At 71.6% G+C, this 26,639-nt stretch carries 24 protein-coding genes; 14 read left to right on the top strand and 10 right to left on the bottom strand.

What is annotated here, in order from left to right; genetic code table 11:
- Positions 1-47: 47 nt before the first annotated feature.
- Positions 48-1,127: an exo-alpha-sialidase gene (locus ACFZB3_RS22705; protein ID WP_391377684.1), complete on the bottom strand. Its 1,080-nt coding sequence runs from the start codon at positions 1,125-1,127 to the stop codon at positions 48-50.
- 80 nt (positions 1,128-1,207) lie between these two features.
- On the opposite strand from ACFZB3_RS22705, the gene ACFZB3_RS22700 reads away from it, so the two are divergent.
- Together ACFZB3_RS22700 and ACFZB3_RS22695 are read left to right on the top strand one after the other, a co-directional pair.
- A complete protein-coding gene (locus tag ACFZB3_RS22700; RefSeq protein ID WP_391377682.1) occupies positions 1,208-1,807 on the top strand; it encodes a hypothetical protein in 600 nt (199 codons plus the stop codon).
- A gap of 189 nt (positions 1,808-1,996) precedes the next feature.
- Positions 1,997-3,274: an MFS transporter gene (locus ACFZB3_RS22695; protein WP_391377680.1), complete on the top strand. Its 1,278-nt coding sequence runs from the start codon at positions 1,997-1,999 to the stop codon at positions 3,272-3,274.
- Positions 3,275-3,282: 8 nt separating this feature from the next.
- Here the strand turns inward: ACFZB3_RS22695 and ACFZB3_RS22690 are convergent, their stop codons facing one another.
- Complete coding sequence (locus ACFZB3_RS22690) at positions 3,283-3,516, bottom strand: hypothetical protein (RefSeq protein WP_391377677.1); 234 nt, start codon at positions 3,514-3,516, stop codon at positions 3,283-3,285.
- 58 nt (positions 3,517-3,574) lie between these two features.
- Between ACFZB3_RS22690 and map the strand changes: the two genes are divergently transcribed.
- Positions 3,575-4,432 (top strand): type I methionyl aminopeptidase, encoded by an 858-nt coding sequence (gene map, locus ACFZB3_RS22685; protein ID WP_391377675.1) that lies wholly within the window; start codon positions 3,575-3,577, stop codon positions 4,430-4,432.
- A 175-nt stretch (positions 4,433-4,607) separates the two neighbouring features.
- Positions 4,608-5,258: a biliverdin-producing heme oxygenase gene (locus tag ACFZB3_RS22680; protein WP_391377673.1), complete on the top strand. Its 651-nt coding sequence runs from the start codon at positions 4,608-4,610 to the stop codon at positions 5,256-5,258.
- Positions 5,259-5,267: 9 nt separating this feature from the next.
- On the opposite strand, the gene ACFZB3_RS22675 is transcribed toward ACFZB3_RS22680, so the two are convergent.
- On the bottom strand, positions 5,268-6,068 hold the full coding sequence (locus tag ACFZB3_RS22675; protein ID WP_391377671.1) for a site-2 protease family protein: 801 nt from the start codon (positions 6,066-6,068) through the stop codon (positions 5,268-5,270).
- Between the two features lie 139 nt (positions 6,069-6,207).
- Between ACFZB3_RS22675 and ACFZB3_RS22670 the strand changes: the two genes are divergently transcribed.
- Both ACFZB3_RS22670 and ACFZB3_RS22665 read left to right on the top strand, forming a co-directional pair.
- Positions 6,208-6,753: a Uma2 family endonuclease gene (locus ACFZB3_RS22670; RefSeq protein ID WP_391377669.1), complete on the top strand. Its 546-nt coding sequence runs from the start codon at positions 6,208-6,210 to the stop codon at positions 6,751-6,753.
- 35 nt (positions 6,754-6,788) lie between these two features.
- A complete protein-coding gene (locus tag ACFZB3_RS22665) occupies positions 6,789-10,064 on the top strand; it encodes a BTAD domain-containing putative transcriptional regulator (RefSeq protein WP_391377667.1) in 3,276 nt (1,091 codons plus the stop codon).
- Between the two features lie 16 nt (positions 10,065-10,080).
- On the opposite strand, the gene ACFZB3_RS22660 is transcribed toward ACFZB3_RS22665, so the two are convergent.
- The gene (locus ACFZB3_RS22660) at positions 10,081-10,908 is read right to left on the bottom strand and encodes an ABC transporter permease (RefSeq protein WP_391377665.1); all 828 of its coding nucleotides are present in this window, start codon (positions 10,906-10,908) and stop codon (positions 10,081-10,083) included.
- Complete coding sequence (locus tag ACFZB3_RS22655; protein WP_391377663.1) at positions 10,905-11,912, bottom strand: ATP-binding cassette domain-containing protein; 1,008 nt, start codon at positions 11,910-11,912, stop codon at positions 10,905-10,907. Before ACFZB3_RS22655 ends, ACFZB3_RS22660 begins: the two co-directional genes overlap by 4 nt.
- Before the next feature lie 243 nt (positions 11,913-12,155).
- Here ACFZB3_RS22655 and ACFZB3_RS22650 point away from each other — a divergent pair, with 243 nt between their 5' ends.
- Positions 12,156-12,686, top strand: coding sequence for a GNAT family N-acetyltransferase (locus ACFZB3_RS22650; RefSeq protein ID WP_391377661.1), 531 nt, complete (start codon positions 12,156-12,158; stop codon positions 12,684-12,686).
- A gap of 128 nt (positions 12,687-12,814) precedes the next feature.
- Here ACFZB3_RS22650 and panB read toward each other — a convergent pair whose 3' ends face one another.
- Positions 12,815-13,690 (bottom strand): 3-methyl-2-oxobutanoate hydroxymethyltransferase, encoded by an 876-nt coding sequence (gene panB / locus ACFZB3_RS22645; RefSeq protein ID WP_391377659.1) that lies wholly within the window; start codon positions 13,688-13,690, stop codon positions 12,815-12,817.
- 213 nt (positions 13,691-13,903) lie between these two features.
- Here panB and ACFZB3_RS22640 point away from each other — a divergent pair, with 213 nt between their 5' ends.
- From ACFZB3_RS22640 to ACFZB3_RS22620, 5 genes are all read left to right on the top strand, one after another.
- Positions 13,904-15,502 (top strand): DHA2 family efflux MFS transporter permease subunit, encoded by a 1,599-nt coding sequence (locus ACFZB3_RS22640; protein ID WP_391377657.1) that lies wholly within the window; start codon positions 13,904-13,906, stop codon positions 15,500-15,502.
- A 104-nt stretch (positions 15,503-15,606) separates the two neighbouring features.
- On the top strand, positions 15,607-16,230 hold the full coding sequence (locus ACFZB3_RS22635; RefSeq protein WP_391377655.1) for a TetR/AcrR family transcriptional regulator C-terminal ligand-binding domain-containing protein: 624 nt from the start codon (positions 15,607-15,609) through the stop codon (positions 16,228-16,230).
- 180 nt (positions 16,231-16,410) lie between these two features.
- Positions 16,411-17,463 carry an endonuclease/exonuclease/phosphatase family protein gene (locus tag ACFZB3_RS22630; RefSeq protein WP_391377653.1) on the top strand — a complete coding sequence of 351 codons (1,053 nt, stop codon included), beginning with the start codon at positions 16,411-16,413 and terminating at the stop codon, positions 17,461-17,463.
- Positions 17,464-17,611: 148 nt separating this feature from the next.
- A complete protein-coding gene (locus ACFZB3_RS22625; protein WP_391377651.1) occupies positions 17,612-18,832 on the top strand; it encodes an MFS transporter in 1,221 nt (406 codons plus the stop codon).
- Between the two features lie 104 nt (positions 18,833-18,936).
- A complete protein-coding gene (locus tag ACFZB3_RS22620) occupies positions 18,937-19,974 on the top strand; it encodes an alpha/beta fold hydrolase (RefSeq protein ID WP_391377649.1) in 1,038 nt (345 codons plus the stop codon).
- Between the two features lie 361 nt (positions 19,975-20,335).
- Here ACFZB3_RS22620 and ACFZB3_RS22615 read toward each other — a convergent pair whose 3' ends face one another.
- The 3 genes from ACFZB3_RS22615 to ACFZB3_RS22605 all read right to left on the bottom strand — a co-directional run bounded on the left by ACFZB3_RS22615 (position 20,336) and on the right by ACFZB3_RS22605 (position 23,908).
- The gene (locus tag ACFZB3_RS22615; protein ID WP_391377863.1) at positions 20,336-22,261 is read right to left on the bottom strand and encodes a protease pro-enzyme activation domain-containing protein; all 1,926 of its coding nucleotides are present in this window, start codon (positions 22,259-22,261) and stop codon (positions 20,336-20,338) included.
- Between the two features lie 335 nt (positions 22,262-22,596).
- Positions 22,597-23,235 carry a DUF305 domain-containing protein gene (locus ACFZB3_RS22610; RefSeq protein WP_391377647.1) on the bottom strand — a complete coding sequence of 213 codons (639 nt, stop codon included), beginning with the start codon at positions 23,233-23,235 and terminating at the stop codon, positions 22,597-22,599.
- A gap of 1 nt (position 23,236) precedes the next feature.
- Complete coding sequence (locus ACFZB3_RS22605; protein ID WP_391377645.1) at positions 23,237-23,908, bottom strand: DUF3105 domain-containing protein; 672 nt, start codon at positions 23,906-23,908, stop codon at positions 23,237-23,239.
- Positions 23,909-24,077: 169 nt separating this feature from the next.
- Between ACFZB3_RS22605 and ACFZB3_RS22600 the strand changes: the two genes are divergently transcribed.
- Complete coding sequence (locus tag ACFZB3_RS22600) at positions 24,078-24,521, top strand: Rrf2 family transcriptional regulator (protein ID WP_391377643.1); 444 nt, start codon at positions 24,078-24,080, stop codon at positions 24,519-24,521.
- Positions 24,522-24,775: 254 nt separating this feature from the next.
- On the top strand, positions 24,776-25,300 hold the full coding sequence (locus ACFZB3_RS22595; protein WP_391377641.1) for a hypothetical protein: 525 nt from the start codon (positions 24,776-24,778) through the stop codon (positions 25,298-25,300).
- A gap of 73 nt (positions 25,301-25,373) precedes the next feature.
- On the opposite strand, the gene ACFZB3_RS22590 is transcribed toward ACFZB3_RS22595, so the two are convergent.
- A complete protein-coding gene (locus tag ACFZB3_RS22590; RefSeq protein WP_391377639.1) occupies positions 25,374-26,588 on the bottom strand; it encodes a globin domain-containing protein in 1,215 nt (404 codons plus the stop codon).
- Between the last annotated feature and the right edge of the window lie 51 nt (positions 26,589-26,639).

The raw sequence follows: 26,639 nt of genomic DNA, 5'->3' as shown, positions 1-26,639 counted from the left end.
CACCCGGCCAGGCTCGGCCGGGACCGGCCGGGACCGGTCAGGCCCGGTCAGGTGAGCCGGTTCACGGGCACCCGGCGGAAGGTGATCGTCGAATACGCGCTGAAGTCACCGGTCTCGTACAGGAGCCCTACGGTGGCCGCGTCGATCCGGGTCAGGTCGGAGTAGGCGGCGGGCAGCCCGTCCGCGGTGTACACGGACCGCCAGGTGGTCCCGCCGTCGGCGGAGGCGCGGATCGTCATCAGGGCACGGCTCGCCGGATCGCCCGGCCCGGAGTACAGCAGCACATCGGGATCGCGGAGTTGGAGCACGCTGGCCTCGCAGACCGGGGCGGTGAGCCCGGCCTGCGGCCGGAAGGGCTTCACGAGGGTGCGCCCGCCGTCCGCCGAGTGGGCGTCGGCCCTGTTCCCCGGCGCCGGGGAATCGTTGCGCGTGTTGAAGTAGACGCGCCCGTCGGGCAGTTCGGCGGCGGTCGTCTCGTTGACGTTGATGTACCCGTCGGTGTTCTCGTCGAGGTAGCCGAGGTACCAGGTCGCCCCGTGGTCGTCGCTGAGCAGGCAGTGCCCGCTGTTGTACCTGCCCTCGGTGCCGTTGTCCGTCCCGGTCGGCGGGAGGGTGTGGTTGGCGGCCACGACGACCCGTCCCGAACGCAACTGGATCGCGTGCCCGGGCGTGGTGGCGTACCACCGCCACCCGGCCTTCTTCACGGACTTGGTGATCTCGGCCGGGGCGGACCAGGTCACCCCGTCGTCGTCGCTGTGCTGCACCCACACCCGCCGCCCGTCGGCGTCGGACACCTGCCCGCGCAGGATGGCGTCCTCGGTGGCGGAGGCGGCGCTGCGGACGTGGACGAGCAGGATCCGCCCGGTGTCGAGGACGACGGGGGCGGGGTTCCCGGCGAGATCGGTCCCGTTGCTCGCGGCCACCTGGAGCGGTCCCCAGGTACGGCCGCCGTCCCCGGACCTCTTCAGCACCACGTCGATGTGCCCGTAGTCGGCTGCGGAGTTCACTCTGCCCTCGCAGAAGGCGAGCACGGTGCCCGCCCGGGAGACCACCACCGCCGGGATCCGGAAACTGGCGTAGCCCTCTTTGCCCGCGCGAAAGGGAATGCTTGCTTCTACGTCACTCATGGGCCGCCTCCTCCCCGGGGCGGGCGAATTCGGGGTGAACTCCACGTCACGAGTGTCCGATTGCGGCAGTATGCGGGGGCATGGACGCCGTACGGGTCGCGTTGTTGCGTGAAGTGCTCGCCGGGACCGAGTGGTTGACCGCGACCCGGAGATTCGCGGGCGCGCTGCGGGGCTCGGTGGTGACCCACGGCGGCGGACTGCTCCTGCTCGGCACGCCGGAGTACGAGCCGTGGCATCTCGCCGCCCACCTGGTGGACGAGGCGGCGTGGTCCGGTACGCCGGAACTGGCACCGACCCTCGTACGGTACGACGCCCGCCCCACCGACCCGGCACACCTCGCGGTCGGCCCCGGCCGCATCGAGGCGGCCCGCCGGGGCGAGACCCTGCTCGTGGTAGCGCCGGGGGACACCGAACCCCTGCTGGAGCGGGTCCACACGGCCCGCCGTGCCGGCGTGACGGTCCTGACCCTCGCCACCGCCACCGACGACGCGCTCACCGCCATGGCCCACGAGACCCTCACCGTCCCCGAGGCCGCGGAACTGGACCTGGACACGGTCCAGCACCTGGTCAGCGCGGCGGCGGGGGAGAACGGCCCCTCCCCGAGAACCCGCCGCCGCTTCCGCGACCGCCTCGCCCGCCTCGCGGAAACGGTGACGGCTCCGCCTCCGACGCCTTGGTGATTTCCCACCCACCCACCCGACTCGGTCGACCGAACTGCCTTCGGCAGCACCGAGGAGGAGCGAAGAGTTCCCGCCGGATGCGCTGAGCGCCTTCCCTCGGACCTCGCCTCCCCATCAACCGAGTCGGGTGGGCGGGTGGGCAGGAAAAGCGGTTGAGGCAGGCGGCTCAGCCGCCCAGCATGGGCCAGCGTGACCCTCTTCCCCGACCTGGCCCCCTGGAAAGCCTCCGTCGACTTCCGGCGGCTGTGGGCCTCCGGGCTGATCAGCAACTTCGGGAGCTTCCTGACGTTCGTCGCCCTCCCGGTGCAGATCAAGGACCTCACCGGTTCCGCGGCCGCCGTAGGAGCCGTCGGCGCCGTCGAGCTGCTGCCGCTCATCCTGTTCGGGCTGTACGGCGGCGCCCTCGCCGACGCCCTCGACAAGCGTGCGCTGATCGTCCGGACCGAGGCCGCTCAGGGGCTGCTCAGCGCCGGGCTGCTGGTCAACGCCCTGCTGCCGCACCCGGCCGTATGGCCGCTGTACGCCGTCGCCGCGCTCTCCTCCGCGCTGGTGTCCGTGCAGCGCCCCGCCCTCGACTCCCTGCTGCCGAGGATCGTCGCCCACGACGACCTCCCGGCCGCGGCGGCCCTCAACTCCTTCCGCTGGACGGTCGGCGGCGTCGCGGGCCCCGCCGTCGCCGGCCTCGTCGTGGCGTACGCGGGCCTCGGCTGGGCGTACGGCGCCGACCTCGTCACGTTCCTCGTCTCCGTCGTACTGATCCTCCCCATCGCCCCGTCGCCCGCCTCCCACGAGGCCGCCGCCCCCACCCTCCGCTCGATCGCCGAGGGCGCCCGTTACGCCTGGGGCCGCAAGGAACTCCTCGGCACCTACGCCGTCGACCTCGCGGCGATGTTCCTGGCGATGCCGCTCGCCGTGCTCCCGTTCCTGGCCGACGAGTTGGACGCGGAGTGGTCGCTCGGGCTGATGTACGCCGCCATCCCGGCCGGGTCGCTGCTCGTGAGCCTGGTCAGCGGCTGGACCTCACGGGTGCGCCGGCACGGGCGGATGGTGGTGCTGTCGGCCGCGTTGTGGGGCCTCGCGATCGCGGCCGCCGGCGCCGTCGCGAACGTATGGCTGGTCCTGCTCCTCCTCGTCGTCGCCGGCGGCTGCGACATGGTCAGCGGGATCTTCCGGGGCGCGATGTGGAACCAGACGATCCCCGACGAGCTGCGCGGCCGCCTCGCCGGGATCGAACTGCTGTCGTACTCCGTGGGCCCCACCCTCGGCCAGGTCCGCTCCGGCGGCATGGCCGGATGGCTCGGGGTACGGGCGTCCGTCGGCGCGGGCGGCCTGCTCTGCACCGGCGCGGTCGGCCTGCTGGCCCTGTGTCTCCCCGCCCTGATGTCGTACGACGCGCAGACGAACGAACACGCCGTACGACTGCGCGCCCGCCGCACCGCCGAAGCCGCGACCGAGGCTCTGCCCTGACCTCCTGGTCAGCCCTCTTCCGAGGAGTCCCCGGCCGGCGCGTCGTGCCACCGCGGATCGTTCTCCCACTGGAGGTTGCGCTCCCGCGCGATCTCCATCGCGTGCTCGGCCTCCTCACGGGTGGCGTAAGGGCCGAACCGGTCCTTGGCGGGGCACTCGGGCCCTTCCTCGACCTTCTGATGCTGCAGGCAGTAGTACCACTCGCCCGCCTTCGCGACGGTCCGCTTCTTGAACAGGGCCATGACCGGCTCCTTTCACCATCCACATGTTCCCGCATGCCCGCTGGTTAGACTCGCTGGCATGTCTGGCCAGTCGCTGCTCGTACCAGGGGAGCTCTCTCCCACCCGTTCGGTACCCGGAAACATCCGCCGACCCGAGTACGTCGGCAAACCCGCCCCGACCCCGTACACCGGGCCCGAGGTGCAGACCCCGGAGACCATCGAGGCGATGCGGATCGCCGGCCGCATCGCCGCGCAGGCGATGGAGGAGGCCGCGAAGATCATCGCGCCGGGTGTGACGACCGACGAACTCGACAAGGTGGCGCACGCGTACATGTGCGACCACGGGGCCTACCCGTCCACGCTCGGCTACCGCGGCTTCCCCAAGTCCCTGTGCACCAGCGTCAACGAGGTCATCTGCCACGGCATTCCGGACTCGACGGTGCTCCAGGACGGTGACATCGTCAACCTGGACGTGACCGCGTACATCGGCGGGGTGCACGGCGACAACAACGCCACCTACCTGGTCGGGGACGTCGACGACGAGAGCCGGCTGCTCGTGGAGCGGACCCGGGAGTCCCTGGACCGGGCGATCAAGGCGGTCCGGCCCGGGCGGCAGATCAACATCATCGGCCGGGTCATCGAGTCGTACGCCAAGCGCTTCGGCTACGGGGTCGTCCGCGACTTCACCGGCCACGGCATCAACTCGTCGTTCCACTCCGGGCTGATCGTCCCGCACTACGACAGTCCGCAGGCGACGACCGTCATGCACCCCGGGATGACCTTCACGATCGAGCCGATGCTGACGCTCGGGACGTACGAGTACGACATGTGGGACGACGGCTGGACCGTCGTCACCAAGGACCGCAGGCGCACCGCGCAGTTCGAGCACACCCTGGTGGTGACCGACACCGGCGCGGAGATCCTGACCCTGCCGTAACCCGTACCCCCCGTAACCCCTACCCCCCTCGCCCCTCGGCCGCCCGGCCCGTCCTCCCCTCGGAGGGCGGGCCTTTTTCCGGTACGCTTTTGCCGACACGGTGTCGGTAACTTTACCGACGAAGCGTCGGTAAGAGGATTGACTTAGGTAAGCCTTACCTTAGAGGATGTTGCCCATGGACTCCTTCTCGACACTCATCCGCACCGCGTCCCACGAGCAGCACGTGGAGGCGGAGACCTCGACGTTCATGAGCGACCTGCTGGGCGGCCGGCTCGGCGTGGAGGCGTACGCCCGCTACACCGAGCAGCTGTGGTTCGTGTACGACGCGCTGGAGGGCGGCGCGGCCGGGCGGCTGGCGTCGGACCCGGTGGCCGGGCCGTTCGTGCGGCCCGAGCTGTTCCGGCTGGCCGCGCTGGAGCGGGACCTGGCACACCTGCGCGGCGCCGGGTGGCGGGCCGGGCTCACGGCGCTGCCGGCGACCGAGGAGTACGCGGCGCGGGTGCGGGAGTGTGCCGAGAGCTGGTCCGCCGGCTACGTCGCCCACCACTACACCCGCTACCTCGGCGACCTCTCCGGCGGCCAGATCATCCGCGACAGGGCCGAGCGGACCTGGGGTTTCGAGCGCAGGGGCGACGGCGTCCGGTTCTACGTCTTCGAGGGCATCGCCAACCCGGCCGCCTTCAAGCGGGGTTACCGCGAACAGCTGGACGCGGTGGACGCCGACGACCTGGAGAAGCAGCGCGTCGTCGCCGAGTGCAAGCGGGCGTTCGCCCTCAACACCGCGGTGTTCCGGGAACTGGGCGAGGAGTTCCCGCTGTCGGCCTGATCCCGGCCGCTACCGGCTGATCGAGCAGAACTCGTTCGACCCCTGCCAGAACCGGTAGAGCTGCTGGCCGCAGTACTGGTCCAGGTCTCCGACGCCCAGGTGGCGCAGCAGCGCGTCGATCACGTCGAAGAACGCGCTGTTGATCGACGGCACCCACAGCAGCGCGAACACGAAGAGCAGGCCGAACGGGGCGAACGGCTCCACCTGGCGCTTGATGTTGTACGACAGCCAGGGCTCGATCACGCCGTAGCCGTCCAGCCCCGGCACCGGCAGGAAGTTCAGGATCGCGGCCGTGACCTGGAGCAGGGCGAGGAAGGCGAGCGCGAAACGGAAGTCGCGCGGGACGCCGTCCAGGGCGTCGAGCCAGAAGGGGGCGGTGCAGACGGCGGCGAACAGGACGTTCGTCAGCGGACCGGCGGCGGAGATGAGGCTGTGCCGCCAGCGGCCCCGGATCCGGCTGCGCTCGATGAAGACCGCGCCGCCCGGCAGGCCGATCCCGCCCATGATCACGAACAGCACGGGGAGCACGATGCTCAGCAGCGCGTGCGTGTACTTCAGGGGGTTCAGGGTCAGGTAGCCCTTCGCGCCCACCGTGATGTCCCCGCCGTGCAGGGCGGTGCGCGCGTGCGCGTACTCGTGCAGGCAGAGCGAGACGATCCAGGCCGCCGTCACGAACAGGAACACGGCGACGCCGGGCTGCTCGGCGAACCCGGTCCAGGTGGCCCACCCGGTGACCGCGGTGACGGCGAGGATCCCGACGAACACGGGACTGATCCGCCGGTCACTGGGACGGGCGGTGGTGGCGGTCATGGCGCGGGGCTCCCGGGGCGCGTCGGTGGAGGTGGCGTGCGGGGTAGACCGTACAGGTGACAGGTGAAGAACGTCCTGCGGGCGGTCGGAGGTTCCTGTTAGTCGTTACGCTGATATCGAGTCGAACGAGGAGGTGCTCATGACGATCGCAGAGGGATGGGTCGAACTGGTCCAGGACCGGATCGAGGTCCCGCGCAGCGCGCGCCTCCGGCTGACGGAGAACGGGCTCACCGTGGTACCAGTCACCTTCGCGCACAGGACGACACAGCGGCGCATCGAGAACCAGATCGAGCAGCGGTTGCCGGGCTGGGTCGCGACGAGTGAGTTCTCCGTCGTTCCGCCCCGGGAGGGCTACAAGCCCGAACCGGATGCCACGGCGATCCCGGTCGACCTGGTCCAGACGGACAGGAGCGACATCAGCGAGGAGCTGTTGCCCTTCGTGGTCGAGGTCGTCTCACCGGAGAGCAGGAACCGCGACTACAACACGAAGCCGAGCCACTATGCCCTGCGCGGTATCCCGGCCTATCTGATCGTCGATGTGCTCTCCGCTCGGTGGACCCTGCTGACCCGCCCCGAGGACGGCGAGTACCAGCACGAGGAGTCCGGCGTGTTCGGCGACCAGATCGCCATTCCCGTCGCCGACCAGACCCTCACCCTGGACTCCTCCGAGTTCGTCCGCATCTGAAACCCACAGGCGGTGTCCGGACGTCCCCAGGGACAATGGACCCCGTGCGCTACGCGATCCTCGGCACCACCCAGGCACTCCGCCCCGACGGCACGGCCGTCCCCGTGGGCGGGGCACGGCTGCGTGCCCTGCTGACCGTGCTGGCGCTGCGGCCCGGCCGCGCGGTGCCCGCCGGGCTGCTCGTCGACGAGGTGTGGGGCGAGGAGCCGCCGGCCGACGCCGGCGGCGCGCTCCAGGCGCTGGTCGGCCGGCTGCGCAGGGCGCTCGGCGCGGACGCGATCGACTCCACCGACGGCGGCTACCGGCTCGCCGCCGCCCCCGACGACGTCGACCTGCACCGCTTCGAGCGGCTCACCGGCGAGGGCCTGCGCGCCCTCGCCGACGGCGACCCCGCCAAGGCGGCCACCGTCCTCGACGACGCTCTCGCCCTGTGGCACGGCCCGGCCCTGGCCGACCTGCCCGACCGCACCGCCGAGGCGGCCCGCGTCGACGTCCGCCGCCTCGACGCCCTGCGCGCCCGGCACACCGCCGCCCTCGCCCTCGGCCAGGCCGAGCAGTCGCTGCCCGAGCTGACCGCCCTGTGCGACGCCCACCCCCTCGACGAACCCCTCCAGGCCCTGCGCCTGCGCGCCCTGCACCGCACCGGCCGCACCGCCGAGGCACTGGCCGCCTACGACGGCGTACGCCACCTCCTCGCCGACCGCCTCGGCTCCGACCCCGGACCCGAACTGCGCGCCCTGCACGGCGAACTCCTCGACCCGGCACCCGCGGCGGACGCGCCGGCCCGGCCCGGCAACCTGCGGGCCCGGCTCACCTCCTTCGTCGGGCGCGAGGACGACATCGAGGCCATCCGGGGCGACCTCGCCGCCGCCCGGCTCGTCACCCTGCTCGGGCCCGGCGGGGCCGGCAAGACCCGGCTGTCGCAGGAGGCCGCCGAGACCGTCCGGTACGCCGCCCGGGACGGCGTCTGGCTGGCCGAGCTGGCCCCCGTCGACGACCCGGCCGACGTCCCCGAGGCCGTGCTCAGCGCGCTCGGCGCCCGCCAGGCCGTGCTGTACGGCGGCGGCGCCGAGACCATGCGGGCCGCCACCGACCGGCACGACGACCCGGTCGAACGGCTCGTCGAGCACTGCGCCCGGCGCCGGATGGTGCTCGTCCTCGACAACTGCGAGCACGTCGTCGACGCGGCGGCCGACCTGGCGGCCCGGCTCCTGGAGCGCTGCCCGGACCTGACGATCCTCGCCACCAGCCGCGAACCCCTCGGCGTACCCGGGGAGTTGCTGCGCCCGGTGGAGCCGCTGCCCGAGCCGGTGGCGCTGCGGCTGCTCGCCGAGCGGGGCGCCGCGGCCCGCCCCGGCTTCACGGTCGGCGCCGACGACGAGACCGCGGCCGCGTGCGCCGAGATCTGCCGCCGCCTGGACGGCCTGCCCCTCGCCATCGAACTGGCCGCCGCCCGGCTGCGGATGCTCACCCCGCGCCAGATAGCCGACCGGCTCGACGACCGCTTCCGCCTCCTCACCTCCGGCAGCCGCACCGTGCTGCCCCGCCAGCAGACCCTGCGCGCGGTCGTCGACTGGTCCTGGGACCTGCTCGACGCCGGCGAACGCGACGTCCTCGGCCGCCTCTCCCTGTTCGCGGGCGGCTGCGACCTGGCCGCCGCCGAGGCCGTCTGCGGCCCCGCCGCCCTCGGCGCGCTCGGCTCCCTGGTCGACAAGTCCCTGGTCGTGGCGGCCCCTTCGGGCGAGGCCGCGGGCGGCGGGATGCGCTACCGGCTCCTGGAGACCGTCGCCGAGTACGCCGACGAGCGCCTCGACGAGAGCGGCGGACGCGCCGCCGCCGAGCGCGCCCACCTGACGTACTACCGCGAACTCGCCCGCACCACCGAACCGTTGCTGCGCGGCCCCGGCCAGCGGGCCGCCATCGCCCGGCTCCAGCTGGAGTACGAGAACCTGCGCACCGCGCTGCGGCACGCCATCGCCGCCCGGGACGAGCACGAGGCGATCTGCCTGCTGCACTCCCTGTTCTGGTACTGGCAGATGCACGACCAGCGCGTCGAGACCCGCACCTGGTGCGCCGACGTCATCGCCCTCGGCCCCGACCCGTTCGCGGCGCCGCTGCGCCGGGCCGAACCGGTGTGGCAGCGCTGCACCGACACCCCGCCGCCGTACACCGGAGAGGTCCTCGCCGAGGCCTGGCGCGGTGTGCACCTGGCTCATCTGGCCTGCATGGACACCGAACTGGACGTCTGGCAGACACCCGAGGCCCAGGCGAAGCTGCGCGCCGTCACCGAGGTCTACCAGCCCGGTATGCCGCAGACCTGCCGGGCGCCGGGCATGTTCTGGTTCTTCGCCGTGATGCTGACCGGCGGCATGGACCAGCTGCGCGAGATCCTCGACGCCGCCGTCCGCACCTGCCGTGCGGCGCCCGGCTACGAGTGGGAGCTGGCCGGGAGCCTCGCCATGCGCGCCAACCTGCTCGCCAACCGTGCCGCCTGGGCGGGCGACGCCACCCGGGACGCCGACGAGGCACTGGAGATCTTCCGGCGGCTCGGGGACGACTGGGGCACCGCCGAGGCCTTCTCCGGGCGCGCCGAGTCGCGGGAGCGCAGAGGCGACTACCGGGCGGCGGCCGCCGACTACGAGGCCGCCATCGAACGGGTCGGCCTGCTCGGTGCCCGCGCCCAGGTCGCCGTGCTGAGCGCCCGGCTGGGCGGCGTGCTGATCGAGGCGGGGGACACCGAGCGCGGGGAGGGGCTGCTGCGCCAGGTCATCGCCGACAGCGAGGGCGTGCACAACGAGGCGATGCCCGCCGCCCGGCTCTTCCTCGTCACCTGGCTCCTGATCAGCGGCCGTGTCCCGGAGGCCCGCGAGCAGGTGCGGCGGCTGCGCGACGAGTTCAAGATCGCGCACTTCATCGTCTTCGACGCCCTGATCCTCACCCAGGAGGCCTGGGTGGACGCCCTCGACGACCTGTACGCGGAGGCCCTGGCCAAGCTGCGGAAGTCGCTGCGGCTCGCCGCCGACCCGCTGAGCGAGGCGATCACCCCGCATCTGCCGTCCGTCTGCCTGACCGTCGCCGCGGTCGCCCTGGCCGGCCTGGACGGAGGCATGCGCGCCCTGGACGCCGCCCGCTGCCTGGGCGCCGCCGACGCCCTGCTGCCGCCCGGCCACCTCCAGGTCGGCCTGGAGCGCACGGCCCGCGACCGCGCGGAGGCCCGCGTCCGTGCCGTCCTCGCCGACGACCGTGCCTACGAGTCCGCGTACGCCGAGGGCGGTGGCCTCTCCCGCGCGGAGGCCACCGCCCTGCTCTGACGCGTCCGGGTGGACGTCAGCTCTTCGTACGGAACTTGTGGATCGCGTACGGTGCCGCCACCGCCGTGATCCCCACCGACCAGGCCAGCGTGATCCACAGGTCGTGGGCGACCGGGCCGCCGACCATCAGGCCGCGCGCGGCGTCGGCCAGCGTGGACAGCGGGTTGTAGTCGGTGAAGGCCTGCAGCCAGCCCGGCATCGACTTCGTCGGCGCGAAGATCGACGAGCCGAACTGCAGCGGGAACAGCACCAGGAACCCCATGGCCTGCACGGACTGGGCGTTCTTCAGGATCACGCCCAGGGTGAGGAACACCCACATGATCGAGGAGGCGAACACCGCGGACAGCCCCACGGCGGCGAACAGCCCGCCCCAGTGGTTGATGTGGAACCCGACCAGCACGGCGACGATCATCAGCACGGCGGTCGCGAACAGCATCCGCACCAGTTCCACCGAGATCTTCGCGAACAGCACCGAGCCGCGCCCGATCGGCAGCGACCGGAACCGGTCCATCACACCGGAGTTGAAGTCCTGGCTGAACCCGGTGCCGACGCCCTGCGAGAGCGTCATGCTCATCATCGCGATCATGCCCGGGATGACGTACTGGACGTACCCGTCCTGACCGCCGCCGAGCGCCTGCCCGATCGAGCCGCCGAAGACGTACACGAACAGCAGCGTGAAGACGACCGGCATCAGCAGGGCGTCGAACATCGACTCCGGGTCCTGCCGGATCCACAGCAGGTTGCGGCGGACCAGGGCTCCGGTGTGCCGCAGGTGCCCGCGCAGCGTGATCCGGGCGTCGGCGGCCGGGCTGACGGTGGCCGGGGTGGCGGTGGCGGCGCTCATACGGCGACCTCCTGACGGTCGTCGGTGGGCCGGGTGTCCTGCGGGGCACTGGCGCGGTGGCCGGTGAGGGACAGGAACACCTCGTCCAGGCTGGGGAGTTCGGTGGAGATGGAGCTGATGGTGATACCGCGGGCGGTGACGGCGCCGACCACGGCGGTCAGCTGCTCGTCGCTGAGGATCGGCACCAGCAGGGTGCCGCTGTCCGCGTCCACGGTGGTACCGGCGAGCCCGGTGATCCCCAGCTCGTCGATCATGGCGGCGAGCGGCCGCACCTGCAGCGGGTCCACGGGCCGCACCCGCAGCGTCCGCCCGCCGACCTTCGCCTTCAGCTCCTCCACCCTGCCGTTCGCGATGACCTTCCCGCGGTCCACGACGGTCAGCTCGGAGGCGAGCTGCTCGGCCTCCTCCATGTACTGGGTGGTCAGCAGCACGGTCACCCCCTCGCCGACCATCGCCTTGACCTCGTCCCACACCTCGTTGCGGGTGCGCGGGTCGAGACCGGTGGTGGGCTCGTCCAGGAACAGCACCTGGGGGTGCCCGATCATCGAGGCGGCGAGGTCGAGCCGGCGGCGCATGCCGCCGGAGTAGGTGCTCGCCGGGCGCTTCGCGGCCTCGGTCAGCGAGAACCGCTCCAGCAGCTCGTCGGCCCGGGCCCGGGCGTCCTTCCGCGGCAGGTCGAGCAGCCGCCCGATCATGTAGAGGTTCTCCCAGCCCGGGAGCTTCTCGTCCACGGAGGCGTACTGCCCGGTCAGCCCGATCACCCGGCGCAGCTGGCGGGGCTGGCGCAGCACGTCGTACCCGGCGACGGTCGCCTCGCCCGCGTCGGGCTTCAGCAGCGTGGACAGGATCCGCACCAGGGTGGTCTTGCCTGCCCCGTTGGGTCCGAGCACACCCATCACGGTGCCCTGCCGGACGTCCAGATCAACTCCGTCGAGTGCCTTGGTGTCGCCGTAGTGCTTCACCAGCCCCCGGACGGACACGGCGTTGTTGTCGATTCGCGTCATGGGGAGAACCGTGCCAGGCCCCACCGACAAACCACCGACAGCCCGCCTACACCGGCCGACAGTCCGCCGATATCCCGCCGATACACCAGCGACAGCTCGTCGACGGTTCGCTGAGACGGTTTGCTGAGACGGTCCGCCGGGACGGTTCACCGAGCGGACGGCGGCGGCCGGGTGGCGACTCGGCGACCGCTCGACGGCGGCTCGGCGGTGGCTCGGCGGCGCGAGGGGCGTAGCGTGCGGCGCGTGACCTCATCCGCGGCCCGGGCGACCATCAGGACCGAGCGGCTCGACCTGCTCCCGCTGCGTGTCGAGCATGCCGAGGAGATGGCCGTGGTGCTGTCCGACCCGGCCCTGCACACCTTCACCGGCGGCACGCCGGACACCGCCGAGGCCCTGCGCTCGCGCTACCGCCGCCTCACCGCGGGCTCGCCCGACCCGGCCGTCTCCTGGGCGAACTGGGTGATCCGGCTCCGCGCCGGGTCCTGCCTGACGGGGTACGTCCAGGCCACGATCCGGGACTCGGCCGCCGAGATCGCCTGGGTGGTGGGCACCCCCTGGCAGGGCCGGGGCATCGCCACCGAGGCGGTCCGCGCGCTGGCCGACCGGCTCTGCGGCCGGCCGCCGTACTCGGTCGTCGCCCACATCCACCCCGGCCACCACGCCTCCGCCGCCGTCGCCCGGGCCGCCGGGCTCACCCCGACCGACGTACGGCACGAGGGCGAGATCCGCTGGCACCGAGCCCCCGGACCCCCCGGACCCACCCCGGGGCGCTGACACGGGAGCGCGCGCCGGTCCTGGCGCACAAGGGGGACAGCCCGCCGGCAAAGGGGACAGCCCGCCGACGGGGGAAGATCGGCGGGCTGTCCTTGGTGTTGCCGCAGTGGCTCTGGTGGGCGGTGGCTCTAGTGGACGGAGTGCTCCTCCAGCGGGAACGTGCCGCCGACGACGTCCTCGGCGTAGGCGCGGGCCGCGTTGCCCATGACCTCGCGCAGGTCCGCGTACTTCTTCACGAACTTCGGTACCCGGCCCGGGGTCAGGCCGAGCATGTCCGTCCAGACCAGGACCTGGGCGTCGGTCTCGGGGCCGGCGCCGATGCCGACGGTCGGGATGTGCAGCACCCGGGTCACCTCGGCCGCGAGCTCGGCCGGGACCAGTTCGAGTACGACCGCGAACGCGCCCGCGTCCTGGACCGACTTGGCGTCCCGCAGCAGCTGCTGGGCCGCCTCCTCGCCGCGGCCCTGCACGCGGTAGCCCATCGCGTTGACGGACTGCGGGGTCAGGCCGATGTGCGCCATCACCGGGATGCCGGACTCGACGAGCAGCCGGATCTGTTCGTACGACCGCTCGCCGCCCTCCAGCTTGACCGCGCCGACGCCCGCCTCCTTCACCAGCCGGGTCGCCGAGCGCAGCGCCTGCACCGGGCCCTCCTGGTAGGAGCCGAAGGGGAGGTCGCCGACGATCAGGGCACGCCGGGTGCCGCGGACCACGGCCGCGGACAGCATCGTCATCTCGTCGAGCGTCACCGGGACCGTCGACTCGTAGCCGAGGTGACAGTTGCCGGCCGAGTCGCCGACCAGCAGCACCGGGATGCCGGAGTCGTCGAAGACGGAGGCGGTCATCGCGTCGTACGCGGTGAGCATGGGCCACTTCTCGCCGCGTTCCTTGGCGAGGGCGATGTCGCGAACCGTGATGCGGCGGGTGCCCTTACCCCCGTACAGCGCCTTGCTGCCGTCGGAGGGGCTGTTCTGCACAGTCTGGGCAGCCGAAAGCTGCGTCATGACAACGGCTCCTTCAAGTCATCTCGAGGCACCCTGACGGTGTCCCCGGATCCCTTTCATGGTGGCACTTCGTGCCGCCGTCGGCCAGAGGACCCCCGTGTGATCCGTCGGTCACCGCCCGCCCCGCCCCGTGCTGTCGTGTTCCATAAAGCCCGGGTAAAGGAATTCAGATACGAGACGGTGCCGTATTGAAATGGTCATAGGCTCATCCGCATGACAACTCCTGCCGACCACGCTCCGCCCGGCCCTCGCATACCCGAGGCGGTGCACCGGCGCCGCTGGGCGATCCTCGGCGTGCTCATGCTGAGCCTGCTGATCGTGGTGCTCGACAACTCGATCCTGAACGTCGCCGTCAAGACCATCTCCACCCCGGCGCCGGTGGGCCTCGGCGCCACCCAGAGCCAGCTGGAGTGGGCGATCAACGCCTACACCCTGGTCTTCGCCGGCCTGCTCTTCACCGCCGGCCTCGTCGGCGACCGCCTCGGCCGCAAGAAGGTGCTCATCGGCGGCCTCGTGGTCTTCGGCGTCGGCTCGGCCCTCGCCGCCGAGTCCGGCTCGGCGGACCAGCTGATCGCCTTCCGTGCCCTGATGGCCCTCGGGGCCGCCTTCGTGATGCCCGCCACCCTCGCCGTCCTGATGAACGTCTTCGAGCGCCAGGAGCAGCCGAAGGCGATCGGCATCTGGGCCGGCGGCGTCGGCCTCGCCATCGCCATCGGCCCGATCACCGGCGGCGTGCTGCTCGACCACTTCTGGTGGGGCTCGGTCTTCCTCATCAACGTACCGATCGTGATCATCGCGCTCGCCCTGATGTTCTGGCTGGTGCCCGACTCGCGCGACCCGCGCCCGGGCCGCCTCGACCCCGTCGGCGTGGTGCTCTCCGTCGTCGGCCTCGTCCTGCTGGTCTACGGCATCATCAAGGGCGGCGAACTCGCCGACTTCACCGACGCCAAGGTGCTGGTGACCATCTTCGCGGGCGTCGCGGTCCTCGCCGGCTTCGTGATCTACGAGAAGCGCAGCGACCACCCGTCGCTGGACGTCACCTACTTCAAGAACAAGGTCTTCTCCGCCGCCATGGCCGCCATCGCGCTGGTCTTCTTCGCGCTGATGGGCGTGACCTTCTTCTCCGTCTTCTACACCCAGAGCGTGCGCGGCTACTCGCCGCTCCAGTCCGGCCTGCTGCTGCTCCCGCTGGCCGCCGCGCAGATGATCTTCGCGCCGCGGGCCCGGCTGGTGGTGGACCGGTTCGGCAACAAGGCCACCACCGCGGGCGGCCTGGTGCTGATCGCCGCCACCCTCGGCGCCTTCGCCACCTTCGAGGCCGACACGCCGATCTGGATCCTGGAGGTCGTCTTCTTCCTGATGGGCACCGGCATGGCGCACATCATGACGCCGACCTCGGTCGTCATCATGCAGGCCCTGCCCCGCGAGAAGGCCGGCTCCGCCTCCGCGCTCAGCAACACCTTCCGCCAGGTCGGCGGCGCCCTCGGCATCGCCGTGCTCGGCTCGGTGCTGTCGACGTCGTACCGCAACGGCATCGAGGGCAAGCTCGGCGCGCTGCCGCCCGGGCTGCGCGAGACCGCCGGCGAGTCCATCGAGGCCACGCTCGGCGTCGCCTCGAAGCTCGGCGCACAGGGCAAGGCCCTGGTCACCCCGGCCAACGACGCCTTCCTGCACGCCATGCACACCACCGCCCTGTGCGGCGCGGGCGTCGCGCTGATCGGCGCCGTGGTCGTGGCCCTCTTCCTGCCGGGCAGGCCGCCGGCCGGTCAGCAGGGCGACCGGGAGCAGGAGTTGGTGGTGGCGGCGGAGTGAGTACGAACGACTGAAACCACCGGGGCCGTTGTGGCCGAAGCACGGGGGGACGCTTCGGCTGCGGGAGAATTCCCGCAGCCAGTGCACCGAGAGGACGGTACGACGTGACGCTTGCCGACAGCGGACCGCGGTCCATCACCCCGGCCCGCGGCCGCCCCCGCAGCGAGGCGGTGGAGAACGCCATCCTGGAAGGCGTCATGAAGCTCCTGGAGGACGGCGTTCCGCTCGCCGAGCTCTCCATCGAGCGGATCGCCCGGACCGCCGGCGTCGGCAAGGCCACCATCTACCGGCGCTGGAACGGCAAGGAGGAGCTCTTCGTCGACGTCATGCGCGCCGCCGAGCCCCCCGACCCCGAACTCCCCGGCACCTCCATGCGCGACGACCTCGTCGTGCTGCTCGAATCACTGCGGCAGCGCGGCCTGATGAACCGTTCTTCGGCCATCCTGCACAACGTCTACGCCCAGATGAAGAGCAGCCCCCGCATCTGGAACGCCTACCACGCCAACGTCGTCAACCCCCGGCGCGAACTCGGCAAGGAAGTGCTGCGCCGCGGCCAGCGCAACGGCGAACTCCGTGCCGACATCGACATCGAGCTGGCCAACGACATGTTCACGGGCCCGATGCTGCTCAGGGCCATACTGCGCCCGGACGCGGAACTCCCCGAGGGCCTCGCCGAACAGGTCGTCGACGAGGTGCTGGCGGGACTGGGCCCCGTCACCTCGCCGTAGCGAGTGTGCGCGTTTCGTCACAGACCCCACCGACCCGCCGGTAACCGGAACCCCTTCCCCCGTCCTGTTCGTCATCCTCTTCCGTACGGCCGTCATGTGACGGCGGGAGAGGAGCCGATCATCCCCTAGGGTCGTATCCGGGGGACGACGGTGTGCACGGCAGGTTGTGAGGCAGACGGTATGGCGCAGCAGGCGTACATGACGGAGACGGACAGCGGCGGCTCGGGACCCGAGCGCCGGGGAGACCGGTTCCGGCGCCTGGCGGAACGGCTGCTGCAGGGCTGGCGGAACGATCCGCGGATCTGGCGCCGGGGCGTCGTCACCGCCGTGGTGGCGCTGCTCCTCGCCGGGGTGATGCTGCTGCACTCCCGCATCCCCAACGCCGTCGGCAACCTCGGCAGTCTCACCGAGACCTTCCTGCCCTGGCTGGGCCTGCTGATCCCGGTCCTGCTCCTGGTCGGCTTCCTGCGCAGGTCGGCGACCGCGCTGATCGCCGTTCTCCTGCCGGCGATCGTCTGGCTGAACCTGTTCGGCGGACTGCTCACCGACAAGCAGGGCACCGGCGGCGACTTCATGGTGGCCACCCACAACGTCAACGCCGACAACCCCGACCCGACCGGTACGGCCACCCGGCTCGCCTCCTCGGGCGCCGACGTGCTGGCCCTGGAGGAGCTGACGGCGACGGCCGTGCCCACGTACGAGAAGGCGCTGGCGTCGACGTACAAGTACCACGCGGTCGAGGGCACCGTCGGGCTGTGGAGCAAGTACCGGCTCACCGGGGTCAAGGCCGTCGACATCAAGCTCGGCTGGACGCGCGCGATGCGCGCCACGGTCGCCACCCCGCACGGCCCGCTCGCCGTGTACGTGGCCCATCTCCCCTCCGTACGCGTCAAGATGAACGCCGGCTTCACCGCCCGGCAGCGCGACACGAGCGCGGACGCGCTGGGCGAGGCCATCGCCGACGAGACCCTGCCCCAGGTGATCCTCCTCGGCGACCTCAACGGCACGATGAACGACCGTTCCCTCAACGGCGTCACCTCGCAGATGCGCTCCACGCAGGGCGCGGCGGGCAGCGGCTTCGGGTTCAGCTGGCCGGCCGCGTTCCCGATGGCCCGCATCGACCAGATCATGGTCAAGGGGGTGCAGCCGGAGAGTTCGTGGACCCTGCCGAAGACCGGCAGCGACCACCTCCCCATCGCCGCGCGTGTGAACCTGACCACATCGGCTTCGTAAAAACCCCTGGTCGGGCGGGTACTGCTGGCTTTGTAAGGACAATCGGACACCGCGCCGTAACCTGGCGGAATACTTGGCCTGGGACACTTTGTTCCGTAGCTGAACTTAGAACGCACGGAACCCTGCTCCCCGAAAGGCAAAGCCCTTCATGCCTCTGGCCCTGCTCGCCCTGGCCGTCGGCGCTTTTGGTCTCGGCACCACCGAATTCGTCATGATGGGCCTGCTGCCCGACGTCGCCGGCGACCTCCACATCTCGATCCCCGCCGCCGGCCACCTGGTGTCGGCGTACGCCCTCGGCGTCGTCGTCGGCGCCCCGCTCCTGGCCGCGCTCACCGCGCGCCTGCCCCGCCGCAGGGTCCTGATCTCCCTGATGGCCCTGTTCGTCGCGGGCAACGCGCTCTCGGCCCTGGCCCCCGGCTACGACTCCCTGCTCGCCGCCCGCTTCCTCAGCGGCCTCCCGCACGGCGCCTTCTTCGGCGTCGGCGCGGTCGTCGCCACCAACCTGGTGGCACCGGAGCGCAAGGCCCGCTCGGTCTCCCTGATGTTCATGGGCCTGACCGTCGCCAACATCGCGGGCGTCCCGGTCGCCACCCTCATGGGCCAGCACCTCGGCTGGCGGGCGACCTTCCTCGGCGTGAGCCTGATCGGCGTCGCGGCGATGGCCGCGGTGTTCTTCCTGATCCACCCCACGCACACCCCGGCCCCCACCGCCGGCCTGCGCGGCGAGCTCTCCGCCCTCCGCTCCCTCCCGGTCTGGCTGGCCCTCGCCACCACGGTCGTCGGCTTCGGCGCCCTCTTCTCCGCGTACAGCTACATCACCCCGATGCTGACGGACGCCGCCGGTTACGCCGACTCGAACGTCACCCTGCTCCTCGCCCTCTTCGGCGTCGGCGCCACCATCGGCAACCTCGTCGGCGGCCGCCTCGCCGACCACGCGATGCGCGGCACGCTCTTCGGCGGCCTGGTGTCGATGGTCGCGGTGCTGCTCCTCTTCCCCGTCCTGATGCGGGCGGAGTGGAGCGCGGCGGTGGCGGTGGTGCTGCTGGGCGTGGCGGCCTTCATCACCGGCTCGCCCCTCCAGCTGATGGTCATGGAGCGGGCGTCCGCGGGCCCCTCCCTCGCCTCCTCCGCCAACCAGGCGGCCTTCAACCTCGCCAACGCGGGCGGCGCCTGGATCGGCGGCGTGGCCCTGGCGGCGGGCTTCGGCGTCACGTCCCCGGCGCTGGCCGGCGCCGCCCTCGCCGTCCTGGGCCTCGGCGTCGCGAGCGTGGCGTACGCGGTGGACCGGCGCCGGGTCGCCCCGGCCCCGGGGCACGTACGGGTGGTCGCCTCGCACGTCCCGGAGCCTGCGGAGACCGTCCACTCCTGACGCACCGCGCGCCCCGTTCGGTCCGAGGGGCGGGTCTGCTGACCCGCCCCTACGATGGACTGCGGCTTCCGCCTTGCCCGGACACGACGGGAGGTTCCCGGACGATGGACAGACGAGCCTTCGGCAAGGCCGTCGGCGCGGGCGTGACCGGCGCGGCGGCGGCTTCCACGGCGGCAGCGCACGGTGCCTCCGCGGCCAGGGCGACCGCGCCGGGGACGGAGGCGCCGCCCGGGTCCTCCTTCGGCCCGCTGAAGCAGATCCGGGCCGGCGAGCTGAACGTCGGCTACGCGGAGGCGGGCCCCGCCCACGGTCCGGTGGTGCTCCTGCTGCACGGCTGGCCGTACGACATCCACAGCTTCGAGGCGGCGACGCCGCTGCTGACCGCACACGGCTACCGCGTCATCGTCCCCTACCTGCGCGGCTACGGGACGACCACCTTCCGGTCCCCGAAGACGTTCCGCAACGGCGAGCAGGCGGCGGTCGCAGTGGACGCCATCGCGCTGCTGGACGCGCTGCGCGTCGAGCGGGCGGTGATCGGCGGCTTCGACTGGGGCGGACGCACCGCCGGCATCGTCGCCGCGCAGTGGCCGGAACGCTGCAAGGCCCTCGTCTCCATGGGCGGTTACCTCATCCTCGACCGGAAGGCGCTGCGGCAGCCGGCGCCGCCGGCCAAGGAGTACGCGTTCTGGTACCAGTACTACTTCTGCACCGAACGGGGCGAGCTGGGCCTCAAGGAGTACCGGCACGACCTCGCCAAGCTCGTCTGGCGCAACGCCTCGCCTGCCTGGCACTTCAGCGACGCCACCTTCGACCGCACCGCCAAGGCGTTCGACAACCCCGACTACGTGCCCATCGTCATCAGCAACTACCGCTGGCGGCTCGAACTCGCCCCCGGCGACAGGCGGTACACCGACCTGGAGGCACGGCTGGCCGAGGGACCGGCCATCCATGTGCCCACCGTCGGCCTCGACGGCGAGCTGGACCCCTTCACCCCGCCCGGCGGCGACGCCTCCTACCGCGACAAGTACACCGGCCCGTACGTCCACCGCACACTCAAGGGCATCGGCCACAACGTTCCGCAGGAGGCACCCGCGGCCTTCGCCCAGGCGGTCCTGGAAGCCGACCGCATGACACGCACCTGACGGCGCCGGCTCGGGCACCGAGGGACTGCGCGGCCTCACGGACCACGTCGAGGACGACGCCGGGATGCGAGGCACGGGAACGTTCGGCTCGTGGAAGCACGACACCGAGGCGCTGCACAGCGGGCACACCATCGACGATGTTGCGCTCGTGCATGAGTACCGCAGGTCCTGCGATCGGCTCAGGGCCGCCGCGCTGTCACCGGACACGTCCCTCGCCAAAGGTCCCCGGCGGCCCCACCCTCCTCGTCCCCGCCACCGCCTGGCCCCCTTCGTCGCCTCCCTCAACCACCCCCAAAACAAAGAGGCGTGAGGTCTTCGAAGACCTCACGCCCCTCTGTCGGTCAAACCGCCGCGCAGTGGGTCAGTGCTTGCGGTGTGCCTTCGCCGGCTTGTACGAGTCGACGTAGCCGTTCGACGGGGTGCCGACGCCGGTGACGTCGTCGTAGCCCTTGACCGCGGACAGGGAGCTGTCCTTGCCGAGGCTGCGGACCGAGGTCAGCAGGCCGTCGGTGGCGTCGTAGCCGTTGGCGAAGTCGACGCGGGCGACCGCGAGGCCCTTGCCGGTCGGGTTGTCGGTCACGTCGTGGTAGACCTTCGTGCCGTACCTGGAGTAGATCAGCGGGTTGGCGAAGCCGATCGCCTTGCCGCCGCGCGCCTCCTGGGCGAGGGCCTGGACCGCCGCGATGACCGGCGCGGCCAGCGAGGTGCCGCCGATGCGGTACTCGCTGTACGCCTCGGTGCCGTCCGCCTGGGTCTGGGTCTGGCCGACCTTGAAACCGGTGTTGGGGTCGGCGATCGCGGAGATGTCCGGGACCACGCGGTTGCCGGTGGTGCTGTTGGCCTTCGCGAGGGAGTCCGGGACGACGCCCTTCTGGTAGTATGGCTCGGTCACCGTCTTGCTGGTGCCGCCGCCCGCGCCCGAGGTGAACGCGCCGGGGAAGTTGGTCCAGCTCTTGCCGTCGGTCGCCAGCGAGGCCTTCTCGGTGCCCCAGCCGGTCTCCCACAGGTACTTGTCGCCCTTGCCGACGGCGAGGGAGGTGCCGCCGACCGCCGTCACCCAGGCGGAGTTGGCCGGGGTGTCGACCTGCTTCACACCGGTGTTGGCGACCTCGTCGCCGTTGTCGCCGGAGGAGAAGTAGAAGCCGATGCCCTGCACCGCGCCGAGCTGGAAGACCTGGTCGTAGGCGGCCGCGACGTCCGGGGTCTCGTTGGCCTCGATGTCGCCCCAGGAGTTGGAGACGATGTCGGCCAGGTGGTTGTCGACCACCTTGCTGAGGGCGTCCAGGAGGTCGTTGTCCATGCAGGACGCGGCGCCCACGTAGGTGACGTCGGCGTCCGGCGCGACCGCGTGGACGGCCTCGACGTCGAGGGTCTCCTCGCCGTACCAGCCGGAGGCGTCGCACTCGTCGGCGCCGGTGTTCGTGTAGTTCGAGGGCAGCACCTGGTGCAGCTGGCTCGTCTTCCACGAGGCGTCGCCGTGCGCCTTGGCGTAGGTGCCGGCGTCGAAGGCGATGGTCGGCGAGGCGAACGCGTCGGTGATCGCGACGCGCACGTGCTTGCCGGTGTAGTCGCCGGCGCCGTAGGCGGCCCGCAGCTGCTTGCCGGTGTAGCCCTGGACGGCGTACGGGATCTTGGAGCCGTACGCGTCCGGCAGCGTGCTCGCCGTGTTCGAGCCGTAGTACGACGAGAACGGCCCGGAGTTCTTGAACACGCCGGCCGGGGGCGGCAGCGTGTCGTCGTGGGTGGCCTTGTGCGGCGCGTTGTCCAGGCCGGTGACGGTCAGGACGGCGTCGCTGACGGAGGCCGGCACGGTCGCCGTGGTGGCCGGGGCGCGGTAGGTCTTCGAGCCCTTGGCGTAGTTGTGCAGCTGGGTGCCGAACGCCTTCTCGGCGGCGGACACGTCGCCGGAGACGGCGATGTAGTGCTGGGTGACCTCGGTGACCTTCAGGCCGGACGCGGTCAGCCAGGTCTTGACGGCCTTCACCTGGGCCTTGGTGGCGCCGTAGCGGGCCTGCACCTGCTTGGCGCTGAGGTACTTGCCGTAGAGCGGCGAGCTGGGGTCGGACACCGCCTTCGCGTAGGCCGCGAGGCCCTTGGCGTCCTGGCCGGCCAGGTAGACCCGGGCCTTGACCTGCGCGCTGTTCGAGGTGGCGCCCTTGTCCGCCTTGGCCGTGGCCCAGGTGGGCTTGGTGCCCTTCAGGCTGTCACGGGCCGGGCTGTCCGCGGCGTGCGCCGCGGGTATGCCGAGCGCGAGCGCGCCGGCGATCATCGGCAGTGTCGCTGCCATGCTCACGCTGGCCCGCACCTTGGCACGGTTGGATCTCATACTGCCCCCTGCTATGCGGTTCGACGCATGGAGTGGTCGGTCGTCCGTGATCACCAGGAGGCCTGCGGCGGAACGGCCCGTGAATGGATCACGCGGTGGACGTCACTCTTGCGGTGAACTGTTCATGCCAGGGGAATGGGAATCCCAAGGAAGTCCCAAGTGGGCGTTGATTAGGGGCTTTTGGGTTGCTTTTGGCGGCGCGCAGAACATTACAGATCGGTTGCGATTGTTGTTGAATGCTTGCGGTGCCGTTAAGTCGACAAATCCCCCGTCTTGTCAGGCGCGTCGGGCGTGGTTCAGTCGCGCGGCTTCGCGCCCCGCTCCGTCAGCATCTGCTTCATCGTCGCCAGCTCCGACTGCTGTGCGTCGACCATGCCCTGGGCGAGGCTCTTCTCCACCGGGACGGTGCACTTGGCCACGCACCCCTCGGCCATGTGGATGCCGCCCTTGTGATGGTCCGTCATCAGCTGGAGGTAGAAGATCTCCGCCTGCTTGCCGTTCAGGGTCCCCAGCTTCTTCAGCTCGGTGTCGGTCGCCATGCCCGGCATCAGCGAACCGTCCCCGCGCTCGGGCATGTCGCCCATGCCCATCCAGGACATCGGCGGCTTCGCCGACACCTTCGGCAGGTCCCACAGGGTCAGCCAGCCCAGCAGCATGCCGCGCTGGTTGGCCTGCGTCTGCGCGATGTCGTAGGCGAGCCGCCGCACTTCCGTGTTCGCGGTGCGGTCCCGGACGATGTACGACATCTCCACGGCCTGCTGGTGGTGGACCGCCATGTCCCGCGCGAACCCGGCGTCCGCCCCGTCCGCGCTCGGGACCTTCAGGGCGCCGCCGCCACCGCCGTCGCCGTCCTCGGCGACCGCGTAGGTGATCGCGCCGGCCGCGACGAGCACCGCCGCCGCGGTGCCGGCGACCCAGCCGATGTGCTTCTTCACGTCACATCGTCCCGCCGGTGCAGGAGGCCCCCGGCTCCGGGGTCTGCTTGCCCTGCACGTACGTCTCGAAGAACTTGCCGACCTTCGGGTCGTCCGCGCTCGTCACGCTCAGCTGGTGCCCCCACGCCGACAGCTCGATCGGCGAGGTCTGGTCCGCGTATGGGCTCATCAGCGAGTACGGGGTGGCCTTCACCTTCGCCGCCAGCGTGTCCACGTCGGACTTCTTCGCCTTGTCGGTGTACGTCACCCAGACCGCGCCGTGCTCCAGGGCGTGCACGGCGTTCTCGTCCTTCACGGCCTTGGTGTAGACGTTGCCGTTGCAGTTGAGCCAGACCGGGTTGTGGTTGCCGCCGACCGGCGGGTGCATCGGGTACTTCACGGTCCCCGTGACATGGGTGCGGGACAGCTTGCCCGTCCAGGTCCGCACGCCGTCGCTGCCGGTGACGAAGTGCCCGGAGTCCCCGGAACCGCCCTTCGCGTCGCTCGCGCTGTCGCTCTTGCCCGACTGCGAGTTCACGAGCACCACGCCGCCGACCACGAGACCGGCCACGACCACCGTGCTGGCGGCGATGGTGAGGATCCGGTTGCGGCGCTCGCGGGCACGCTCCGCCCGCCGCATCTCCTCTATGCGCGCCTTGCGCTCGGCGTTGCTGCTCTTCTTCGCGGAACCCATGGGATGTGTCCTTCTGGGGGAAAGAGACGTGGACGGTGGGGCCCGCTGATCGTAATGGGGGAGATGGGGTCAGCCGTAGGCAGGGCACAGGAAAGTCCTGTAAAGACCCGGGATCCGACAGGAAACCGATAATTTGAATGACGGATGCGTATTACCTACCCTGACCGGTATGCGGCTGCTGCGCTCCACCGATCTGGCTCTACGCCTCCTGATGCGGCTCGCCGTCGCGGGCGACGCCAGTCCCACCACCCGCGAGGTCGCGGGTGACATGGACGTGCCCTACACGCACGCCGCGAAGGTGGTCGCCGAACTGCAGCACATGGGGCTCGTCGACGCCCGGCGCGGCCGGGGCGGCGGGCTCACGCTGACCGGGAAGGGCCGTACCGCTTCGGTGGGCACGCTGGTGCGGGCCTTCGAGGGCGACGGCGACGTGGTGGACTGCGAGGGGGCGACGCCCTGCCCGCTGCACTCCGGCTGCCGCCTGCGGGGTGCCCTGCGCCGGGCCCAGGAGGCGTTCTTCGCGGCGCTGGACCCGGTGACGGTGGCGGACATGGTGGCGGAGCCGACGGGGCCTCTGCTGCTGAGCATCTCCAAGGGGCCGGGGGCGGCTTAGGGCCGGTCGCGCGCACATGGCGGCCGCGCACCGGATCCGGGGGCGGCGGGGCCGCGGCCGGATCCGGCGCGCGTGATGCCGACAACCAAGCGCGGGCCATGACTTGGCCTCCGTAAGGCCCGCCGTGTTCAAACGTTCAACAAAGGGATCTCCGCGACCGACAAAGGGCTCTACCCGCATAGATGATCCCGGTGCTGTCATGCCCACGACCGCCCGGAATTCCTGCCGGGCACCGCTCCGGGAGATCCCCCACCATGCCCCGAATATCCCGCTCCGTGGTCACCGCCCTGTCCTCCCTCGCCCTCGCCGCCGCCGGCCTCACGGTGGCCGCCGGCACCGCGCACGCGCAGAGCTGCAGCCAGGACTACCTCCCCCTCCCCGACCCCAGCTGCCAGCCCGGCGACTTCAACCCGGACGTCACCCAGTCCACCATCGACTCCACCATCTGCGTCTCCGGGTGGACCGCGACCGTCCGGCCGTCCAGCTCGTACACCACCGCGCTGAAGAAGAAGCAGATCGTCGAGTACGGCTACACGGACACCAGCACCTCGGACTACGAGGAGGACCACTTCGTCCCCCTCGAACTCGGCGGTGCCCCCAAGAGCGAGCTCAACCTCTGGCCCGAGCCGGAGTACGGCACCAAGACCGCCGCCAACAAGGACACCGTCGAGAACAAGCTCAAGAAGGCCGTCTGCGCCGGCACGGTCACCCTCGCCGACGCCCAGGACGCGATCGTCACGGACTGGACGACCGCGCTGTCGGACCTCGGCCTGAGCTGATCCCGTCCGCCGGGCGCGGGGGCCGGCCACCTCCTCCGGGGGTGGCCGGCCCCTGCCGGTTCCCGCCGCGCGGTCAGGCCGCGGTCGCCGCCAGCCACAGGTCCGGCCCGAAGACCTCGTAGTGGATGTCGGCCGCGGGGACGCCCTGTGCGAGCAGCTGGGCGCGTACCGCGCGCATGAAGGGGAGCGGGCCGCACAGGTACGCGCGCGTGCCGTTCGCGACCTCGATGCCGGCGAGATCCACCAGGCCGGTGCGGCTGCCCGGCTCCGCGTCCCGCTCGTAGAAGAAGTGGACGGAGGCGTCCGGGAGCTTGGCCGCGTAGGACGTGTGGTCGGCGCGCAGGGCGTGGTCGGCGGGGGAGCGGTCGCCGTGCACGACGGTCACGGGGGCGCGGTGGCCGTCGGCCGCGAGCGCGGCCAGCATCGCCACCATCGGGGTCACGCCGATACCGGCGGAGGCGAGCAGGAGGGGACGGCCGGCGGGGTCTCCCGTGCTCTCGCCGAGGACGAGGTCGCCGTACGGCTCCGACAGTTCGAGGACGTCGCCCTCCCGCACGCGCGTGTGCAGGTGGTGGGAGACCTCGCCGTCGGGCGTCCTGCCGTCCGGATCGCCGTGCACGCGCTTGACGCTGAACTGGCGGACCGACTCGCCCGGTGCGCCGGACAGGCTGTACTGGCGTATCTGACGGGCGCCGTCGGGGAGGGTGACGCCCACGGAGACGTACTGCCCGGCCCGGAAGCCGCGCACCGCCGCACCGCCGTCCACCGGCCGCACCCGGAACGTCACGACGTCGGCGGTCTCCACCACCCGCTCGGTGACCTCCCAGGGCCGCAGTGCCGGGCCGCCGCTCTCCTCGTACAGCCGCTTCTCGATCGCGGCGAGCGCGTTCGCCATCAGCCAGTAGACCTCGTCCCAGGCCGCCGAGACCTCCGGGGTGACGGCCTCGCCGAGCACCTCGGCGATGGCGGCGAAGAGGTGCTCGTGGACGACCTCGTACTGCTCGGGCGTGACGCCCAGGGAGGCGTGCTTGTGGGCGATGCGGCTCAGCAGGGCGTCGGGTCGCCGGTCCGGGTGGTCCAGCAGCTGCGTGGCGAACGCGGCGATGGAGCCTGCGAGGGCCTGCCGCTGGGTGCCGGCGGCCTGGTTGCCGCGGTTGAAGAGGTTCCTCAGCAGCCCGGGGTGGGCGGCGAAGAGGCGGGCGTAGAACCGCTCGGTGATCTCGCCGATGGCGGCGCCGACGGCGGGGAGGCTGGCGCGGACGGTGGCGGCGGCGGGCTCGGACAGCATCGGGGCTCCTGGTGGCTGGGCGTGGATCGGCATGGTTCGGCCGGGCCGTTC

Source organism: Streptomyces sp. NPDC008092 (genome assembly GCF_042957285.1).
GTDB lineage: Bacteria > Actinomycetota > Actinomycetes > Streptomycetales > Streptomycetaceae > Streptomyces.
This window is presented reverse-complemented; position numbering and strand designations above follow the sequence as displayed.

Excerpts from the sequence above, each read along its gene's own strand:
- ACFZB3_RS22705 (WP_391377684.1), bottom strand. The coding sequence starts at position 1,127 with ATGAGTGACGTAGAAGCAAGCATTCCCTTTCGCGCGGGCAAAGAGGGC.
- ACFZB3_RS22700 (WP_391377682.1), top strand. The coding sequence starts at position 1,208 with ATGGACGCCGTACGGGTCGCGTTGTTGCGTGAAGTGCTCGCCGGGACC.
- ACFZB3_RS22690 (WP_391377677.1), bottom strand. The coding sequence starts at position 3,516 with ATGGCCCTGTTCAAGAAGCGGACCGTCGCGAAGGCGGGCGAGTGGTAC.
- map (WP_391377675.1), top strand. The coding sequence starts at position 3,575 with ATGTCTGGCCAGTCGCTGCTCGTACCAGGGGAGCTCTCTCCCACCCGT.
- ACFZB3_RS22680 (WP_391377673.1), top strand. The coding sequence starts at position 4,608 with ATGGACTCCTTCTCGACACTCATCCGCACCGCGTCCCACGAGCAGCAC.
- ACFZB3_RS22675 (WP_391377671.1), bottom strand. The coding sequence starts at position 6,068 with ATGACCGCCACCACCGCCCGTCCCAGTGACCGGCGGATCAGTCCCGTG.
- ACFZB3_RS22670 (WP_391377669.1), top strand. The coding sequence starts at position 6,208 with ATGACGATCGCAGAGGGATGGGTCGAACTGGTCCAGGACCGGATCGAG.
- ACFZB3_RS22665 (WP_391377667.1), top strand. The coding sequence starts at position 6,789 with ATGGACCCCGTGCGCTACGCGATCCTCGGCACCACCCAGGCACTCCGC.
- ACFZB3_RS22660 (WP_391377665.1), bottom strand. The coding sequence starts at position 10,908 with ATGAGCGCCGCCACCGCCACCCCGGCCACCGTCAGCCCGGCCGCCGAC.
- ACFZB3_RS22655 (WP_391377663.1), bottom strand. The coding sequence starts at position 11,912 with ATGACGCGAATCGACAACAACGCCGTGTCCGTCCGGGGGCTGGTGAAG.
- panB (WP_391377659.1), bottom strand. The coding sequence starts at position 13,690 with ATGACGCAGCTTTCGGCTGCCCAGACTGTGCAGAACAGCCCCTCCGAC.
- ACFZB3_RS22640 (WP_391377657.1), top strand. The coding sequence starts at position 13,904 with ATGACAACTCCTGCCGACCACGCTCCGCCCGGCCCTCGCATACCCGAG.
- ACFZB3_RS22630 (WP_391377653.1), top strand. The coding sequence starts at position 16,411 with ATGGCGCAGCAGGCGTACATGACGGAGACGGACAGCGGCGGCTCGGGA.
- ACFZB3_RS22625 (WP_391377651.1), top strand. The coding sequence starts at position 17,612 with ATGCCTCTGGCCCTGCTCGCCCTGGCCGTCGGCGCTTTTGGTCTCGGC.
- ACFZB3_RS22620 (WP_391377649.1), top strand. The coding sequence starts at position 18,937 with ATGGACAGACGAGCCTTCGGCAAGGCCGTCGGCGCGGGCGTGACCGGC.
- ACFZB3_RS22615 (WP_391377863.1), bottom strand. The coding sequence starts at position 22,261 with ATGGCAGCGACACTGCCGATGATCGCCGGCGCGCTCGCGCTCGGCATA.
- ACFZB3_RS22605 (WP_391377645.1), bottom strand. The coding sequence starts at position 23,908 with ATGGGTTCCGCGAAGAAGAGCAGCAACGCCGAGCGCAAGGCGCGCATA.
- ACFZB3_RS22600 (WP_391377643.1), top strand. The coding sequence starts at position 24,078 with ATGCGGCTGCTGCGCTCCACCGATCTGGCTCTACGCCTCCTGATGCGG.
- ACFZB3_RS22595 (WP_391377641.1), top strand. The coding sequence starts at position 24,776 with ATGCCCCGAATATCCCGCTCCGTGGTCACCGCCCTGTCCTCCCTCGCC.
- ACFZB3_RS22590 (WP_391377639.1), bottom strand. The coding sequence starts at position 26,588 with ATGCTGTCCGAGCCCGCCGCCGCCACCGTCCGCGCCAGCCTCCCCGCC.